Below are 16728 nucleotides of genomic sequence, written 5' to 3'. Positions count from 1 at the left end.
ACTCGCTCTTGACGCGATCGGGCTGCGCGCTACCAGCCCCAATGCCGCCGTTGCGCGCTGATCGCCCACGCCGAGATCGCCTCGACATCGGCGCCGGCCGGAAGCGGGCAGCGGCCGGAATCCAGCAGGTCGCGCACCGCCGCCTCCAGCCGCCCGATCTCGGCCGAGACCTCGTCGCGGGGCACCTCGCCGCGCTTCACGGCCAGCACCCGCTCGCGCTCGACGTCCGGCATCGGCAGGGTGAGCCTGCCGGCACTGGCGATCTCGTAGCCCTGATGGGCAAGTCGCAGCGCGTGGCTGCCGTACTTCACGTCCCAGCCGTGCTTCGCGATCAACTCGGGCCGGTTCGGCACGTTCCGTTTGGACTGGCCGAGCATGCGTTCGTGCTGGGAATGCATGTAGCCCAGGAACCGCTCCACCGCCTGCCGGGAGAGGAAGCTCGATCGCAGCGCGCGTAGTTCCTCGCCGAGCGGGGTGACCTTGACCAGCGACTCTTCCGGCGCGAACAGCGGCAGCATCACCGTCGGATTGCCCTTGATCGCCAGCCGCAGGTATTTCGCCAGCGAGTACAGCACCAGGTCGGTATCGCCGGGCCCGCTGCGCGCACCCTCGGGCTGCGTGCGCCAGATGTAGTCGTCGCGATGCTTCCGCACCCCGAGCACGTACTCGGGCGGCTCGATGTAGACGCCCATCTCGTCATGGTCATCGGTGCCGGCGATGGCGATGCCGTGCACCCCGCTGCCGACCACCGAACGAAGGATCTCGTTGGGTAGTGCGATGCTCGGGTCGCCGTACTCGACGTTGACCGGCGTGACCTGGTTGTTCATCGGGTCACCGTAGCGGTCTCACCAACCGCCACCGCCGCCGCCGCCGAAACCGCCGCCGCCGCTGAAGCCGGAACCGCCGCTGGAGGCCGTGGTGGCGCTCTGCATCGACGACGACATGGTCGAGGTCAGTTGGCTCATCGACGAGACGAAGCCGCTGCTCAGCACGTTGCCGTAGGCGTAGCCGACGTACCAGGAGTTGTCGGGGGTGTAGACGCCGCGGGCGGCCAGATCCTGGAAGATCTTCGCCCAGCGTTCGGCGACACCGAAGACGATCGCGTAGGGCAGGTAGCGGGAGAACACGTCGATGCCCTCCTCGAATTTGATCTGGTCGGCTTCGGCGGTGGTCAGGTAGAGCTCGAACCCCTTCGCCTGGGCCAGCACGGCCGAGCCGTCCGCGGTCCGGGCGCCGAAACGGTTGTTGAGCGCCAGCATCACCAGGCCGCAGATCACGCCGGCCAGGCCGAGCAGGCCGAAGCCGACGAAGCCCAGCCCGAAACCGAGAACGACACCCAGACCGACCAGCCCGATGCCGCCGAGGATGGCCACCCCGCGCACCGTCACCGGGTTGCGGCGGAACCAGTGCAGTTCGTCGGTGACCCGCTTGTAGAGCCGCTGCCGGGTGCCCTCCAGGGTGCCCGAATAGTCGGAATCCTTCAGGTCGTCCGTGCTCACCGTGGAGCCGTTCTGGAACAGCTTCTTGACCAGGTACGACTCGTAGCCGATGAGCTTGCCCTCACCGTTGAGCCGGGTGAGCGTCCAGTCCTTCTTGCCCTGCTGATCGATCCGCAGATGGCCGCGGACGGCCAGGTCGATGATGGTCGCGGTGATGTCCACATCGTTCGCGGTGGAATCGACCAGGACGCCGATCTCGCCCGGACGTGCCCCGCGCGGCGGGGTGAACGCGACCGCGACGGGCCCCTTGTTCGCACCGTGTCCGATGGCGACCTGCTGCCCGGACGCCGGGGCCACCCCGGGCGTGAGGCCGAGGTAGACCTCGTCCTGGCTGCCGCGGCGGGTGCGGCGCAGCAACGGGATCAGGCCGATGACGGTGAGTGCCGCGGTGAGTCCGCCGGTCAGCGGGGTGACCGGGAACATGTTGCCGATCCAGAACCGCTTCTCGAGCCGGGCCTCGGCACCGACGAAGGTGCCGGCCGGGAAGCCGGCGACGATCTGCAGCGAGGTTTCGCTGGGCAGCGAATCCTGGGTGAAGGTGACCGACTTGCCGGACTCCTTCACGTCGCTGCACGGCTGCTCGGCGTTGCCATTGACGAAGCAGGCCGCCTTGGTCACGTTGACCGGGCCGGTCACGGTCGCCGTGATGTTCCGGAACGGCACCTCCCAGGCGCCGCCGATCACATTCCAGTTGAACTCGTCCAGCCCCGACTGTGCCTGGTTGGGGGCGATCAGCCCACGGACGGTGTAGTTGACCACGTACTGCTGGGTGCCGGTGTAGGTCTTGTTCTCGCTGCCGATCCGGACCATCAGGTTGCCGTCCTTGGTCTCGGTCTGCACCTCCGGGCTCGCCCCGGAGGGGCTGGTCACCTTGCCGAGGGTGATGTCGATCATCCGCCAATGGTCGGGGTCGTTGGCGATCTCCTGGCGCAGTGGAAGCGACAGGTAGGGGCCGTGACCCGAGTCGGAGCCGAAGTTGAAGTCGAACGCGATCTGGACGGCCGCGGTGCCGTCCTTCGCCACATCGGTGGTCACCGTGTACTTGTCGATCCGGTCGTCGTCGGAGTCTGCCCGCGCCACGGACGCCGGGAGGACTCCGAGCAGGAAAACCCCTAGACCGACAAGCAGCAGAAGGATGCGTCGCATGCGTCCACGGTAACAACCGGGGGCGCAGCCGACTATCGATCCGCGAGTGTGGCTCGCCTGCGTCCCCAGGGCACGGACGCCACAACGACTGAGAGCAGGGCGACCACCACCATCGCCAGCTCGTGCGGCAGGTCAGGACTGGCCGGGGTCGGCCAGGCGACATCGAGCACCACCGACATGGCCAACTGCCCGGCTACCGAGCCGAGGGCGAGCAGCAGGACACCGGTGTGCTGCACCAGGTTGGCCGACACGAAGATGTAGATGACGCCCAGTGAGCCGCCGATATAGAGCCACCATTCGCCGGGCGGTGCCGCCGGAGGGTGCGCGACCAGGGCGTGCACGGCAGCCGCGATCAGCAGCACCACCGTGCCCGAGACGAAGTTCATCAGCGTCGTGGTCAGCGCGCTGCCCACTCGGGCGCGCAGCCGTCCGTTCGCGGCCTGCTGCCAGGCGACCGCCAGGCCGGAGAGGAACGGCAGGATCAGCAGCCACCACAGCACCGCCCCGGAGCCGCCGGCGGCCAGCGAAATGCCGACCGCGACCAGGGCCAGCGCGCCGCCGATCAGCCGCGGCAGGGTCACCGCCACCGCACCACCGGGACCGAAGCCGATCCGGTCGAGCACCAGTCCGAAGACCACCTGTCCGGCGACGAAGCCCACGGTGAAGAGTCCGACGCCGATGATGCCGACGGCCAAGCCCTGGGTCGCGACCGTGAGAGCGCCGGCCACCCCGGGCATCAGCATCCACCACGGAATCCGACCGTCGCGGACCCCGTTCACGAGGGTCCGGACGCCGCGGCGACCGCCGGGCAGTCCCGCGGCCAGGCAGATCAGGATCACCAGGCCGGACCCGAACGAGATCGTCGCCGCCGTGAGTCCATCGTCCAGCCGCACCCCCAGTTGACCGTTGATCCTGGCCTGGATCGCGGCCAGCGCACCCATCAATGCGGTGATGGCAAGTGCGGGAGCCGTCCCGATCCGGGTGGGTTGCGGTGCCGGCAACACAACGGCGCCGGAGTGTCGAGTCGATTCACTCACGGCGCCATTGTGACCCCCGATGTCCCCCAGATGGGTACGGCCCGACGTTAACCGCGCCGCGGGTGCGTGCGACGCCGGAAGCGGATACTTGGTCCGCGCTATGGTCCGCACCGCGCGGCGCGGACTACTGTTTCGCCAGAACAGACGCTGGAGTCCGATGCCCCCTGACACCCCTCTGACTCGGCTGGCTACCCAGGCCGACGCCGCGTCGCCGCAGGAAGCGAACGCCGTCCTGCCCCGTCCGATCGTCGACGATGTCCATCGCCGGCTGGCTCAGCTACCTGCGCCGCTGGCCGATTGGGCACTCCGTCTCGGCGTCCACCGGACAATCACCGCCGCCTCGCTGGACGTTCTGCCCGAGCAGCTGGTGAGCCAGGCGCGGGTCGCCATCGACGCGTTGGTCCGCGAAGGCCTCCTCGTCCCGGACGAGAATCGCGAAGCGACCTGGAGCGTCGATCCGATGGTTCATCGAGCGATCACCCAGCGGCGTCACGATCAGGATCCACGGGCATCGCGTCGGATGCACAACGAGCTGGTGACGGTGCTCGCGATGGCCGACGACCCGCAACTCGATGAGGATCTGCTGCATCACGCCCGCTGGGCGGCCCGCTGGGATGTGCTGTCGCAGCTGTGGTGGCGCACCGGGCAAACGCTGCTGTTCAGGGGTTCGCCGGTCGCCGCCTGGGCGTACCACGCACTGCCGCCGGGTGTCGCCGGCCGTTACCCGACGCTGGCGCTCGCCGAGCTGATCGTCGATTCGGCGTCCGGTGGTGTTCACGAACGGAACGGACGCCTGCTGCGGGCGATCGCGTCCGGTTCGGCCGCCGGCCTGGTCGAGTTGGCCCAGACGTCCTCAGCCGAATCGGTGCTCGCCACCGGGACGCTGCACATCATCGCGCTGTGCCACACCGGCGATCCGACCGCCGCCAACGTCTGGGTCGACGCGGTCGAGGCGGAGCTGGCCCGGCGCGACGACGGCGGGTCCACGGGAGCACGCAGGCAGTTCCAGGTCGAGGCTGCCGCCGCACGGATGCTGGTCGGACGCACCCTCGACGTCCGGCACTATGCCGGCGCCGTGCTCGCCGAGTCGTCCGGACGCGAGGACGATCCCGACCCGGCGGTGCAGCGGGCTCGCGGACAGCTGGCCCTGGTCAGTTCGATCCTGGGCTGGCCGCAGAGCAGACCCGCCTTCGACGCCGGGTATGAACCCGAACCGTCGGCCCCGTTGTCGATCCGGATCGCGCTGGCGCATCGTGCCGCCGACGATCTCGACCGCGACTGGTTGCGCCGGTTGATCGACGGCATGGACGAGGGGCAGAGTCCGCTGTGGGCTTTCGTCCTCGTTGCCCGCACCCTGCTCGCGCTGCTGGAGGGGCGTCCGCTCGACGATGTGCCCCGGCTGGATCTGGCGGAGTCCGACCATCGGGAATGGTTGCGCGACGAGGGCTTCGCGTTCCGGCTGCTGCGACGCTGCCGTTCGGAGTTGCTGCTGGCCGGTGGTGAGCTTCAGCGGGCCTCGGCCATTCTGCTGACCCGCGAGCCGCTGGCGCCCGAACTGCGGGTGCCCCTGGCTCGGCTGTATCTGCACACCGAACAGCCTCGGACGGCTCTCGACTTCGTCACCCAGGTGCTGACCGACCCTGCACTATCACCCCGCGAGCGCGGCACCTTCGAAACGATTCGGACGGTCGCCCATCTGATCATCGGTCAGGAAGCGGAGGCACGCGAGGTCACCCGCACCATGTTCGCCCGGTATCCGGGGATGCCGCCCGGTTGGAGCGTGCAGACCATGCTGCTGCCTCGCGAGCTCCGGTTGCGCCTGCTGGACCTGACTCCGGACGGGGCGGTGCCGAGCCAGCTGGCTGAACGGCTCACCCGGTTCGGCGGCCCGCTCCCCGCACCGTCACCGCACCTGATCGCGCTCACCCCGCGGGAACGGATCGTGGTGGCCGAGCTGCGCCGCGGCGGCACCCTGGCTGAGATCGGCGCGCGGCTGTGCGTGTCGTCGAACACGCTGAAGAAGCAGACGATCTCGATCTACCGCAAGCTCGACGTGGACGGCCGTGAGGCCGCCGTCCGCCGTGCGATCACGCTCGGCCTGCTCGATCGTGAGCCCTAGCCAACCCGTTCTCAGGCTGCAGGTCTGAGGGGACAGCGGCAGGGACGACGGCGCCGGCACTCAGTGAAGCTCGTCCGCGCCGCGATCACGGAAGGTTCCGGCCCACTGCATGAAGCGCCACACGTCGGCGAAGTTGGTGGCGATGCCGAGGGAGATCCGCAGCGCACTGGAATCCTTGCCGAACTCGCGTGCCTTCTCGTACATCTGTCGAAAGGTGACGGGTTCGGGGCGACCGAAGAAGGGGCCCATCATGTCGCCGGCGAGGCAGTTGGCGTGCTCGCCCGACCCCGGATTGCAGAAGCAGCCGGTGCGCAGCGAGATGCCGGCGGCGCCGGCGTCCGTCTCCAACAGCTGATAGTCGAAGGAGCGTCCTTGGTCGTCCAGCAGCAGGAAGGCGATGGTGGCGCCCCGGGCGAGAGTGTCGGTCGGGCCATGGACGTGGAACAGCGGCGCACCATTGCTGTGGGTGGCCCCGGTCATCGCCTCCAGCAGCCAGCCGGTGAGCAGCATCACCCGGTCGTGGATGCGTTCGATGCCGATGGATTCGATGTGGCGCAGGCCGAGATCGACGGCCGGCAGGCTCAAGTAGTTGACGGTGCCGTCCTCGAAGGCCGCGACTCCGTCTTCCAGGTAGTGCCAGCCCTCACCCTGGACCGACACGATGCTGATGGTGCCGCCGGCGAACCAGGGACGGCGCAACCGCGCCAGCACCTCTCGCCGCACGATCAGTGCGCCGACGCCGGTCGGATAGCCGAAGATCTTGTAGAACGACAGCGGCACCAGGTCGGGCTTGATCACGCTCAGGTCGAGTCGATTGGTGGGCACGAAAGCCGCACAGTCCAGCAGGACGTCCCAGCCGAGATCCTTCGCCTCGGCCACCAACTCGAGCGGATGTTGCACACCGGAGAAATTCGACTGCGCCGGGAAGGCGAACAAGCCGGGCGGCACGTTCCGTAACCCGTCCCGCACCTGTTCGATGTCGATCCGCAGCTCCGGGGTGGCGAAGGGCAGGTACCGCACCGGCGCACCCTTGGCACGGGCGAACTCACGGACGCCGTTGACCGAGTTGTGGTTGTCCCAGGTGAGCGCATAGGGCCGGGTCGCCGAGAACGGGTACGACTCACCGACCACACGCAACGCGCCGCTGCAGTTCGGGGTGAAGATCGCCACGTACTCGTCAGGATCGGCGCGAAAATAGCGAAGCACCGAGCGACGCGTCGCCTCGACCAGTTCGGTCATCGCCCCGGACGTGGGGTTGGTGCTGTGCGGATTGCCGAAGACCCGCGACTGGAGCAACGCGAGATGCTCTCTCAGTTGCGATTCCGCATAGAGACCGCCGCCGGTGTAGTCGAGGTAGACCGAACCCGTGGCATCGAGCCGGTGATACTCCCGGGCCCGCAACTCGTCGAAGAAGACGGTGTCGGCGTAGCCGGGTGCGCGACTGCGGAGGGCGTCTTCGGCCTCCCCCACCCCCTGCTCCCTGACCGTGCGCACCGGCATGCCCGCACGCTAGCCACGGCCAGAACGCCGGTTCTCCGAGGATCGGTGACTTGGTCCAGCAGATGGTCCGAACGGCCAGCGCCTTCAGCCACGAATCACATGGCTGTAGTTCTCCACAGCTGTGGACGACGCTGTGGACGCCGCACCTGCGGGGTCCCGGCTGGTGAGGTCGTGTTTACCCGCGCGGCACAATCCCGAAGCGGGAGTGAAACCCGCGCTGCTCACCATGACACAGTGACCCGCCCCGAATCCGGCACCGTGCGATCGGCCTGCTCCTATTGCGGCGTGGGCTGCGGCATGCTGCTGCAGATCGAGACCGACCCGGCGACCGGACGCCGCCGGGTCGCCAAGGTGTCCGGCGACAAGCAGCACCCGGCCAATCGGGGCAGGCTGTGCACCAAGGGCGCCACCAGCGCCGAGATGCTGGCAGCGCCGGGGCGGCTGGAGCGCGCCATGGTGCGGCCGGCTCGCGGGGCCGAGCCCGAACCGAGAGACACCCGCGAGACCATCTCCGAGCTCGGACGCCGGCTGCGCGCGATCGTCGAAACCGACGGTCCGGACGCCGTCGCGCTCTACGTCTCGGGCCAGTTGTCGCTGGAGGCCCAGTACCTGGTGACCAAGCTCGCCAAGGGGTTCATCCGCACCAGACATCTCGAATCGAACTCGCGGCTCTGCATGGCCAGCGCCGGTTCCGGCTACAAGCTGTCGCTGGGTGCCGACGGACCGCCCGGTTCCTACGTCGACTTCGATCACGCCGACGTGTTCTTCGTGATCGGCTCGAACATGGCCGACTGCCATCCGATCCTCTACCTGCGGATGATGGACCGGGTCCGGGCCGGCGCGAAGCTGATCGTGGTCGACCCGCGCCGCACCAACACGGCCTCCGCGGCCGACCTTTTCCTACAGGTCAAACCGGGCACCGATCTGGCGCTGCTCAACGGCTTGCTGCACCTGCTGGTCGCCAACGGGCACGTCGACGAGGCGTTCATCGCCGAGTACACCGAAGGCTGGGAGCAGCTGCCTGCCTTCCTGGCGGACTATCCGCCGTCCGTGGTGGCCGAACTGACCGGCATCGACGAGGCCGACCTGCACCGCGCCGCCCGGTTGATCGGCGAGGCGGGCAACTGGATGTCGTGCTGGACGATGGGCCTCAACCAGAGCACCCACGGCACCTGGAACACCAACGCCCTGATCAACCTGCACCTGGCCACCGGCGCGATCTGCCGTCCGGGCAGCGGACCGTTCTCGCTGACCGGCCAGCCCAATGCGATGGGCGGCCGCGAGATGGGGTACATGGGTCCGGGGCTCCCCGGCCAGCGCAGCGTGCTGGACGCCGACGACCGTGTGTTCATCGAGCAGGCGTGGGGTCTGCCGCCGGGCACGCTGCGCAGCGAGGCGAACACGGGCACCGTCGACCTGTTCCGGGAAATGCAGACCGGCGCGATCAAAGCGTCCTGGATCATCTGCACCAACCCGGCCGCCTCGGTGCCCAACCGGGCCAACGTCATCGCCGGGCTGCAGGCCTGCGATCTGGTGATCACCCAGGACGTCTTCGCCGAGACCGAAACCAACGCCTGTGCCGACGTGCTGCTGCCCGCCGCATTGTGGGCCGAATCGACCTATGTGGCGGTCAACTCCGAACGCAACCTGACCCTGCTGCAGCAGGCGGCCGACCCGGTGGGCGAGGCACTGCCGGACTGGCGAATCATCGCCGACGTGGCCTGCGCGATGGGCTACACCGACGCGTTCGACTACGCCTCGTCCGAAGAGGTGTTCGACGAACTGAGGCAGTTCTGGAACCCGAAGACCGGTTACGACCTGCGCGGCGTCAGCTATGCCCGGCTGGCCCGGACGCCGGTGCAGTGGCCGGCGCCGCCCGTCGACCCTGACGGCGGGGCCGATGACGGCCGCAACCCGATCCGCTACCTCAACGACGGGGTCAGTCAGCAGCCGCTGGAGCGTCCGGACGGCGTCCGGCCCCGGTTCGCGTTCGCCACCCCGAACGGGCGCGCAGTGTTCTTCGCGCGTCCGCACGTCGACCCGGCCGAGCTCGCCGACCCCGACTACCCGTTCGTGCTGAACACCGGACGGGTGCAGCATCAGTGGCACACCCTGACCAAGACCGGCAAGGTCGCCAAGCTCAACAAACTGAATCCGGGGCCTTTCGTCGAGGTGCACCCCGACGACGCGGCCCGGCTGGACGTCCACGACGGCGACTCGGTCGAGGTGGCGTCGCGCCGCGGCCGGGCGGTGCTGCCGGCGGTGGTCACCGACCGCGTCCAACCCGGCAACCTGTTCGCGCCCTTCCACTGGAACGACGTATTCGGCGAGAACCTGGCGGTCAACGCGGTGACCAACGACGCGGTCGACCCGGTCTCGTTCCAGCCGGAGTTCAAGGTGGCGGCGGTCACTCTGGCCAAGGTCGCAGTGGCGCTCGAGCCGCTCGCGCGGAACGAGGGGTCCGGCCCCACGGACCGGTCCGGGTCGGTGACCGCCGGTCTCGGCTTGACTCGTGCCGAACCTCCCACTCTGAGTGCCGAACAGAGCCACTACCTACAGGGCCTGCTGTGGGCGCTCGACACTCGCGCGTACGCCGAGCCGGCCCGGCTGCCCGCGTCCGCCCCGTTCGACCCCGCCACCCGGGCCTGGCTGGACGGCATGATCGCGGGCCTCTACGGACCATCGGCCACCACCGCGGTGCTTCCGAGCGAAGCGGACGACCGCCAGTCAGTGCTGGTGCTGTGGGCGTCCCAGACCGGCAATGCCGAGGATCACGCCAGCGACTACGCCGAGCGGCTGCGCACGGCCGGGTTCACCGTGGAGCTCACCGGCATGGACGACTTCGTCCCCGCCCGACTGCCCTCGGCCAGGACTGTGCTGTTGATAACCAGCACCTTCGGCGACGGCGGGCCGCCCGACAACGGCGAAGCCTTCTGGGACGCCCTTGCCGACGCCGAGCGACTGACCGGAGTGCGCTTCGCGGTGCTCGCCTTCGGCGACTCCAGCTACGACGACTTCTGCGGGCACGGCCGGCGGCTGGACGCCCGGATGGCCGAACTGGGCGCCGAGCGGCTCGTCGACCGGGTCGACTGCGAACCCGGCGACGAGGAACCCGCCGAGGCCTGGTTCGCCGGAGTCCTCGACCGGATCACCGCATCGGAGGACGCCGACACGCCGCAGACCACCTACGTCGCCACCAGCGCAACCAGCGCCGAGCCGCGACAGCCACCGGCCGGCACCACTGCGGGCCGGCACTCCCGGCACGAGCCGCTGCTCACCCGAGTCACCCTGAACAACCGGCTGGGCAGCTCCGGCAGCAGCAAGGACGTCCGCCAGTTCAGCTTCGCCATCGACGACGACTTCAGCTACCGGGCCGGCGACGCGCTCGGCGTCCGGCCGGTCAACAGTGCTGACGCCGTGCAGAGCTGGCTCACCGTCACCGGCCTGAACGGCGACGCCGCCGTCGAGCTGGACGGCGGTGCCACCTCGCTGCGGGACGCCTGCACCCGGCACCTGGAGATCGTCAACATCACCCCGGGACTGCTCCGGTTCGTCAACGAGAGAGCCGGTGATCGGGAACTCGGAACCCTGCTGCGACAAGGAAACACGGTCAACCTGCAGCGCTGGCTGTGGGGCAAGCAGGCGGTCGACGTGCTGGCCGAGTACCCGGTCGCCGCGTCCGTCGAGGACTGGGTCAGGGTGCTGTCCCGGTTGCAGCCACGGCAGTACTCGATCTCGTCCAGCCCACTGGAGCACCCGAGCGAGGTGCAGCTGACGGTCTCCGCCGTCCGTTACGAATACCGGGGGCAGCCGCGGCACGGGGTGTGCTCGACCTTCCTCGCCGACCACAGCGAATCGACCGACGTGCCTGTCTTCGTCCAGCCGACCAGCCACTTCCGTCCCCCGGCGGACTCCGAGGTGCCGATGATCATGGTCGGTCCGGGCACCGGGGTGGCACCGTTCCGCGGCTTTCTGCAGGAACGCCGGGCACTGGGCCACAGCGGCCGGAACTGGCTGTTCTTCGGTGAACGCAACGCGGCCACCGACTTCTACTACGCCGACGAGCTGACCGGGCTGCATCAGGCCGGGGTGCTGACCGAACTCACCTGCGCGTTCTCCCGCGACCAGCGGCACAAGGTGTACGTGCAGGACCGGCTGCGCGAACAGGCCGCCCGGGTCTGGGACTGGCTGCAGGACGGCGCACACTTCTACATCTGCGGCGACGCCAGCCGGATGGCGAAGGACGTGGAAGCCGCACTGACCGACATCATCAGTAGCCAGGGCGCCATGTCGGACGAGGACGCGGCCGCCTACCTGAAGGCGATGGCGAAGCAGCGGCGCTACGTCCGAGACGTCTACTGAGGCTCCCCTCACTCAGCCACCAGCCACCTGTGAGCCGAGATTGAACCAGCCGTAACCGCTGCTGCCGAAACCCGAAACACCGGCCCCGTTTACTCATTGCCAGCCCCTTTCGAAGGAGACTCCGATGAGCACCACCACCCGGACGGTAACCAGCCGTCCCCGGCTCGCACCCCGCCGCATCGGCCGTTGGATCGACGACTGGCGCCCCGAGGACGCCGCCTTCTGGAACGCCAGCGGTGCCACCATCGCCCGCCGCAACCTGATCTACTCGGTCGCCAGCGAGCACATCGGCTTCTCGGTCTGGACGCTGTGGTCGGTGCTGGTCCTGTTCCTCGGGCCGGACTACGGCTTCGATGTCGGCCAGAAGTTCCTGCTCACCGCCGTGCCGTCGCTGCTCGGCTCCTTCGTGCGGGTGCCCTACACGTTCGCCGTGGCGAAGTTCGGCGGCCGCAACTGGACGGTGATCTCGGCGGCCCTGCTGCTGGTGCCCACCGTGGCGATCGCCCTCGTTCTCGAGCCGGGAGTCTCGTTCGAGACGCTGCTGTGGGTGAGCGCCTTGGCCGGTGTCGGCGGCGGCAACTTCGCCTCGTCGATGACCAACATCAACGCCTTCTTCCCCGCCCGGCTGAAGGGCTGGGCGCTCGGCATCAACGCCGGCGGCGGCAATCTGGGCGTCGCGGTGGCACAGCTGGTCGGCCTGGCGGTGCTGGCCCTGACCGGCACCCAGCATCCGCGGCTGATGGTGGCGATCTACATTCCGCTGATCGTCATCGTCACCGTGTTGTCGGCGCTCAAGATGGACAACCTGAGCCAGGTCAGCAACGCCAAGGGCGCGATCCGCGAGGTTGCCACCCACGCCGAGAGCTGGGTGCTGGCGTTCCTCTACATCGGTACCTTCGGTTCGTTCATCGGCTTCTCGTTCGCCTTCGGTCAGGTGCTGCTGGTGCAGTTCCCCAAGGAGTTCCCGAACCCCGCTGCTGCCGCCGCGCTGACCTTCCTGGGACCGCTGCTGGGTTCACTCATCCGTCCGGTCGGCGGCCGGCTGGCCGATCGCTACACCGGCTCACTGGTCACCTTCTGGAACTTCGTCGCCATGGCGCTGGGCACCGCTGTGGTGCTGCTCGCCGCCGCCCTGCACTCGTTGCCGCTGTTCGTCACCGGCTTCGTCACCCTGTTCGTCTTCTCGGGTCTGGGCAACGGCTCCACCTACAAGATGATTCCGGCGATCTTCCTTGCCAAGGCCCAGCTGTCGGTCGGATCGGGGACACCGGTCGAGCAGGCCAACGCCCTCTCGCTGCGCCGCTCCGGGGCCCTGATCGGGCTGGCCGGCGCGATCGGCGCGCTCGGCGGGTTCGGAGTGAACCTGGCCTTCCGGCAGTCGTTCCTCAGCCTGGGCAACGCCAACGGCGCCTACCTGGCCTTCCTCGGCTTCTACCTGATCTGCCTGGCGGTGACCTGGTCGTGGTTCCTCAGGGCGCGTCCGGGCCGGCTCGAAGGGGTGTGAGCGGCGCACCGCTGATTGAATGGACCGGTGAAGACCTATCGCCTGCCCCAGACCGAACTCGAGGCGTCCAGCGTCATCCTCGGGTTGATGCGGATCCCCTCGCTCACCGACGCCGAGATCCGTGCGCTGGTGGGCGCGGCCCGCGAGGTGGGCATCACCATGTTCGATCACGCCGACATCTACGGAACCCACCGGCACGAGTGCGAGGAGCGGTTCGGGACGGCGCTGTCGCTCAGCTCGGACGATCGCGAGCAGCTGCTCATCCAGAGCAAGGTCGGCATCCGGCCCGGCTACTTCGACTTCTCCGCCGAGCACATCCTGACCACGGTGGACGAGTCGCTGGCGGCGCTGCGCACCGACTATCTGGACGTGCTGCTGCTGCACCGTCCGGACACCCTGGTCGAACCGGAGGAGGTCGCCCGGGCGTTCACGACCTTGAACAACGCCGGCAAGGTCCGGCACTTCGGGGTGTCGAACCACACCCCTGGCCAGATCGAACTGCTGCGGGCCTACGTCGAGCAGCCGTTGATCGTGAACCAGGTGCAGCTCAGCATCACCCACGCCCCGATCATCGCCTCGGGGCTGGCCACCAACATGGCCGGCGTCGATGCCTCCATCGACCGGGACAACGGCATTCTCGACCACGCCCGCCGCACCGGGATCACCCTGCAGGCCTGGTCGCCGTACCAGCGGGGCTTCTTCAACGGCGTCTTCATCGGCGACCGGGAGAACCACGCCGAACTCAACGACGTGCTGGACGAGCTGGCCGATGCCTACGGCGTGACGCCGACCGGCATCGCGACCGCCTGGATCACCCGGCATCCGGCAAACATCCAGGTGGTGCTGGGCACCACCAAACCTGAGCGGGTCGCCGAGGCGGCTGCGGGTAGTGACGTCACGCTGACCCGCGAGGAGTGGTACCGGCTGTATCGGGCCGCCGGTCACCCGCTGCCCTGAGCTTTCGTTGGTCGAGCTTGTCGAGACCCGGCCGTGGGCGCCCTGGAGAGGGGTTTCGACAAGCTCAACCAGCGGTGGCTGCGTTTGATCCGGGATCCTCGCTCGCCTCAGCTTCGGCGTCCGGGGTCTCGGGCAACCGGTTCGGCATCACGATGGTGACCTTGCCGGATTCCAGATCGAGCGGTTTCGGGCCCCAGCCGCCCTTGCGATAGTCGACCACCAGCATCTTCTCCAGGTCGCGCTGCTGCTGAACATGCCGCGCCCCGGGGTTGAAGAGCTGGAAGAAGTCGCTCATCGCCACAGTCTACGCACGGCAATTCCGGGTGACTCTCGGTCAGGGATCGACCAGCCGGGCGATCTCGTCCGGCCCGATCCCGACCAGGGTGTCGCCGACCAGCACGGTGTACAACCCGTGCCGCTGCCGGTACGCCGCCTGTTCCTTACCGTCCGCCGGGTCGAGGACCCGGACGACCGAGTCGGTGAACAGCAGCTTCTCGCGCCACGCCCAGGCATCGCCCAGCGACCTCGGCTTCTGCCCCTGCCAATGCAGCTTTCCGCTCCGGGCGTCCACCGCGAACATCATCGAGGAATCCGAGAGCAGGGTCAGCCCGGCGACGAAGGTGGCCTTGGGCGAGGTGATCATGCCGAACGCCGACCCGTTGCGGGTCTGGGCCAGCGGGCCGAGAGTCTTCCCGGTGGCAAGGTCGACCCGGACGGCCCGGCCGTCGGACTGCAGGAAGACCGGATCGGTGACGTCGCCCGCGCGGGGGTCACGGTCGGGGAAGGCGAGCCGGGTGTTGAGCGCTGTCTGGTGCAGCTTGCGCAGCGTGTAGCTGTAGCTGACCGCGAGCGGACCGTCGTTGCACCACAGCCGCTCGCCGTCGTCCACCAGCCGCGAACAGCGGGGCATGCCGGCCAGCTTCCCGCTGCGCAGGTCGACGAAGGCGGTGGTCTGCCCGGACCACAGCGCGGTCAGCCCGTCGGCGACCTTCCTGATCCGCGGACGGTCCAGGGCCGGGCCGTCCGGGATCGGGAGCTTGCGGTAGTAGATCCGGTTGTCGCTGAACAGGCCGTCATGCTGCGGCTGGTCCGCCAGATCGAGTTGCCAGCGTTGCCGCAGGTCGGCGTCCAGACCGGTCAGGACGGCGTGCGGCGCCGGCTGGCGTTGCTCGACCAGCATGACCCGGTCACCGTCGGCATGGATCAGGGTGAGCCAGCCGGTGAAATCGACGCCCCGGGTTTCGCGTCCGGTGGCGGGGTCGAGCAGCGAGATCCGCCATCGGGTGCCCAGCCCGGTCGCCGGGTCGGTCGCGGTGGACGCCGCACAGACCAGCCGCGATTTCACCGGGCTCGCGGCGCAGAGGCCGTTCGGCAGGTCGGTGCGCCACAGCGCCGCTCCGGTGCGGGCGTCCAGGCCATGCACGGCGATGCGACGGTCCTCGGCGTCGCCGCTGAGCACCGCCCAGGTGGTGCCGATCGCCACCACGCGATTCGGATCGAAGGTGCCGTCGACCGGACCCACCAGCTCGGCACCGGCGCCCAGGTCGGGCCGCAGTTCGGAAGGCTGCACCGACCAGGTCGCCGCCAGCTCGGGCTGTGCGGGCTGCGGTGTCCGGGGCGGGTTCGGGGTGCGCCGGCCGCCGTCGGGCAGCAGGCTCAGCGCGACGACCACCACGACGAAGATGCCGACGTAGAGGGCGAGCAGCCCAGCGGCGCGACGCACCAGCCTCTGCCGTTCGAGGGGTGTGCGCGACGCCTGCGGGAGCCGCTTTGCCGATGGCGCGGTAGCCGCCCGGGCACCGCGGCGTTTGCCCTTCTTGGCCTTCGTCCGGATGCCGTCCGTACCGTCTCCGGTGCCGTTCGGTTTGGCCCCGGCACCGGCCCGCGCGTCCAGTCCGGGCACACCGCTCTGCCTGGCCGGCGGAGGTCCGACCTGGGCCGGGGCCGCCGAGGGCCAGCGGAAGTCGGGCCCGGCGGCCTGTTCGCCCAGGCCCTTGAGCCGGCTTTTCCGCCAGCGGCGCGAGCGGGGACGCCCACGGGAAACCGTGGGAGGTTGCTGCGCGGGCGGCTCGTCCGAATCCTCCAACTTCGCCCACTCCGGCGGCCTGGCGAAGAAGTCGGGCCGGCTCATCCGGGCCAGGCTAGCGCCTTGTGGGTCAGCGAATGACCGCTGGATTCCGGGCGGGTTACGCGGGCGTAGTCTTCTCCGCATGCCTGCTCTGCGATCTCGTACCACGACCCATGGCCGCAACATGGCCGGCGCCCGCGCCCTGTGGCGCGCCACCGGCATGGGAGAGTCCGATTTCGGTAAGCCGATCGTCGCGATCGCCAACAGTTTCACCCAGTTCGTGCCCGGCCACGTGCACCTGCGCGACATGGGCAAGCTGGTCGCCGGCGCGGTGGCCGAGGCCGGGGGTGTGGGCCGCGAGTTCAACACCATCGCCGTCGACGACGGCATCGCGATGGGTCACCACGGCATGCTCTACTCGCTGCCCAGCCGCGAGATCATCGCCGACTCGGTGGAGTACATGGTCAACGCGCACTGCGCCGACGCCCTGGTCTGCATCTCGAACTGCGACAAGATCACCCCCGGAATGCTGCTGG

At 69.0% G+C, this 16728-nt stretch carries 11 protein-coding genes; 5 read left to right on the top strand and 6 right to left on the bottom strand.

Translation table 11 applies throughout. The features are described 5' to 3' along the window. Positions 1-29: 29 nt before the first annotated feature. The 3 genes from Q0066_RS12930 to Q0066_RS12920 are packed head-to-tail and all read right to left on the bottom strand — an operon-like array spanning position 30 to position 3682. A complete protein-coding gene (locus Q0066_RS12930; RefSeq protein ID WP_298133519.1) occupies positions 30-827 on the bottom strand; it encodes a nucleotidyltransferase domain-containing protein in 798 nt (265 codons plus the stop codon). Positions 828-845: 18 nt separating this feature from the next. After that, the gene (locus Q0066_RS12925) at positions 846-2645 is read right to left on the bottom strand and encodes a DUF2207 domain-containing protein (protein WP_298133517.1); all 1800 of its coding nucleotides are present in this window, start codon (positions 2643-2645) and stop codon (positions 846-848) included. Positions 2646-2677: 32 nt separating this feature from the next. Next, positions 2678-3682 carry a DMT family transporter gene (locus Q0066_RS12920; protein WP_298133516.1) on the bottom strand — a complete coding sequence of 335 codons (1005 nt, stop codon included), beginning with the start codon at positions 3680-3682 and terminating at the stop codon, positions 2678-2680. Positions 3683-3839: 157 nt separating this feature from the next. Between Q0066_RS12920 and Q0066_RS12915 the strand changes: the two genes are divergently transcribed. Beyond that, entirely contained in the window at positions 3840-5801 is a 1962-nt protein-coding gene (locus Q0066_RS12915; RefSeq protein WP_298133514.1) for a LuxR C-terminal-related transcriptional regulator, read from the top strand. A 60-nt stretch (positions 5802-5861) separates the two neighbouring features. Here Q0066_RS12915 and Q0066_RS12910 read toward each other — a convergent pair whose 3' ends face one another. Further along, positions 5862-7301, bottom strand: a complete 1440-nt coding sequence (locus tag Q0066_RS12910) for an aminotransferase class V-fold PLP-dependent enzyme (RefSeq protein ID WP_298133512.1) — start codon at positions 7299-7301, stop codon at positions 5862-5864. Between the two features lie 234 nt (positions 7302-7535). Here Q0066_RS12910 and Q0066_RS12905 point away from each other — a divergent pair, with 234 nt between their 5' ends. The 3 genes from Q0066_RS12905 to Q0066_RS12895 all read left to right on the top strand — a co-directional run bounded on the left by Q0066_RS12905 (position 7536) and on the right by Q0066_RS12895 (position 14124). Next, entirely contained in the window at positions 7536-11663 is a 4128-nt protein-coding gene (locus Q0066_RS12905) for a bifunctional nitrate reductase/sulfite reductase flavoprotein subunit alpha (protein ID WP_298133510.1), read from the top strand. 124 nt (positions 11664-11787) lie between these two features. Next, the gene (locus Q0066_RS12900) at positions 11788-13167 is read left to right on the top strand and encodes a nitrate/nitrite transporter (RefSeq protein ID WP_298133509.1); all 1380 of its coding nucleotides are present in this window, start codon (positions 11788-11790) and stop codon (positions 13165-13167) included. A gap of 27 nt (positions 13168-13194) precedes the next feature. Next, complete coding sequence (locus Q0066_RS12895) at positions 13195-14124, top strand: aldo/keto reductase (RefSeq protein ID WP_298133507.1); 930 nt, start codon at positions 13195-13197, stop codon at positions 14122-14124. Between the two features lie 64 nt (positions 14125-14188). Here Q0066_RS12895 and Q0066_RS12890 read toward each other — a convergent pair whose 3' ends face one another. Both Q0066_RS12890 and Q0066_RS12885 read right to left on the bottom strand, forming a co-directional pair. After that, positions 14189-14419 carry a DUF6191 domain-containing protein gene (locus tag Q0066_RS12890; protein ID WP_298133505.1) on the bottom strand — a complete coding sequence of 77 codons (231 nt, stop codon included), beginning with the start codon at positions 14417-14419 and terminating at the stop codon, positions 14189-14191. Between the two features lie 39 nt (positions 14420-14458). Then, a complete protein-coding gene (locus tag Q0066_RS12885; RefSeq protein ID WP_298133503.1) occupies positions 14459-16255 on the bottom strand; it encodes a PQQ-binding-like beta-propeller repeat protein in 1797 nt (598 codons plus the stop codon). 79 nt (positions 16256-16334) lie between these two features. Between Q0066_RS12885 and Q0066_RS12880 the strand changes: the two genes are divergently transcribed. Continuing rightward, positions 16335-16728, top strand: a 394-nt coding sequence (locus tag Q0066_RS12880; protein WP_298133501.1) for a dihydroxy-acid dehydratase, incomplete at its 3' end; no start/stop codon positions are given.

It is taken from the genome of Micropruina sp., from assembly GCF_027492755.1.
GTDB lineage: Bacteria > Actinomycetota > Actinomycetes > Propionibacteriales > Propionibacteriaceae > Micropruina.
The sequence above is the reverse complement of the archived record's forward strand: the minus strand, read 5'-3'. Positions and strand labels throughout refer to the sequence as shown.

Coding starts and splice junctions, on each gene's coding strand:
- Q0066_RS12885 (WP_298133503.1), bottom strand. CDS start 16,255: ATGAGCCGGCCCGACTTCTTCGCCAGGCCGCCGGAGTGGGCGAAGTTG.
- Q0066_RS12910 (WP_298133512.1), bottom strand. CDS start 7,301: ATGCCGGTGCGCACGGTCAGGGAGCAGGGGGTGGGGGAGGCCGAAGAC.
- Q0066_RS12915 (WP_298133514.1), top strand. CDS start 3,840: ATGCCCCCTGACACCCCTCTGACTCGGCTGGCTACCCAGGCCGACGCC.
- Q0066_RS12930 (WP_298133519.1), bottom strand. CDS start 827: ATGAACAACCAGGTCACGCCGGTCAACGTCGAGTACGGCGACCCGAGC.
- Q0066_RS12900 (WP_298133509.1), top strand. CDS start 11,788: ATGAGCACCACCACCCGGACGGTAACCAGCCGTCCCCGGCTCGCACCC.
- Q0066_RS12925 (WP_298133517.1), bottom strand. CDS start 2,645: ATGCGACGCATCCTTCTGCTGCTTGTCGGTCTAGGGGTTTTCCTGCTC.
- Q0066_RS12890 (WP_298133505.1), bottom strand. CDS start 14,419: ATGAGCGACTTCTTCCAGCTCTTCAACCCCGGGGCGCGGCATGTTCAG.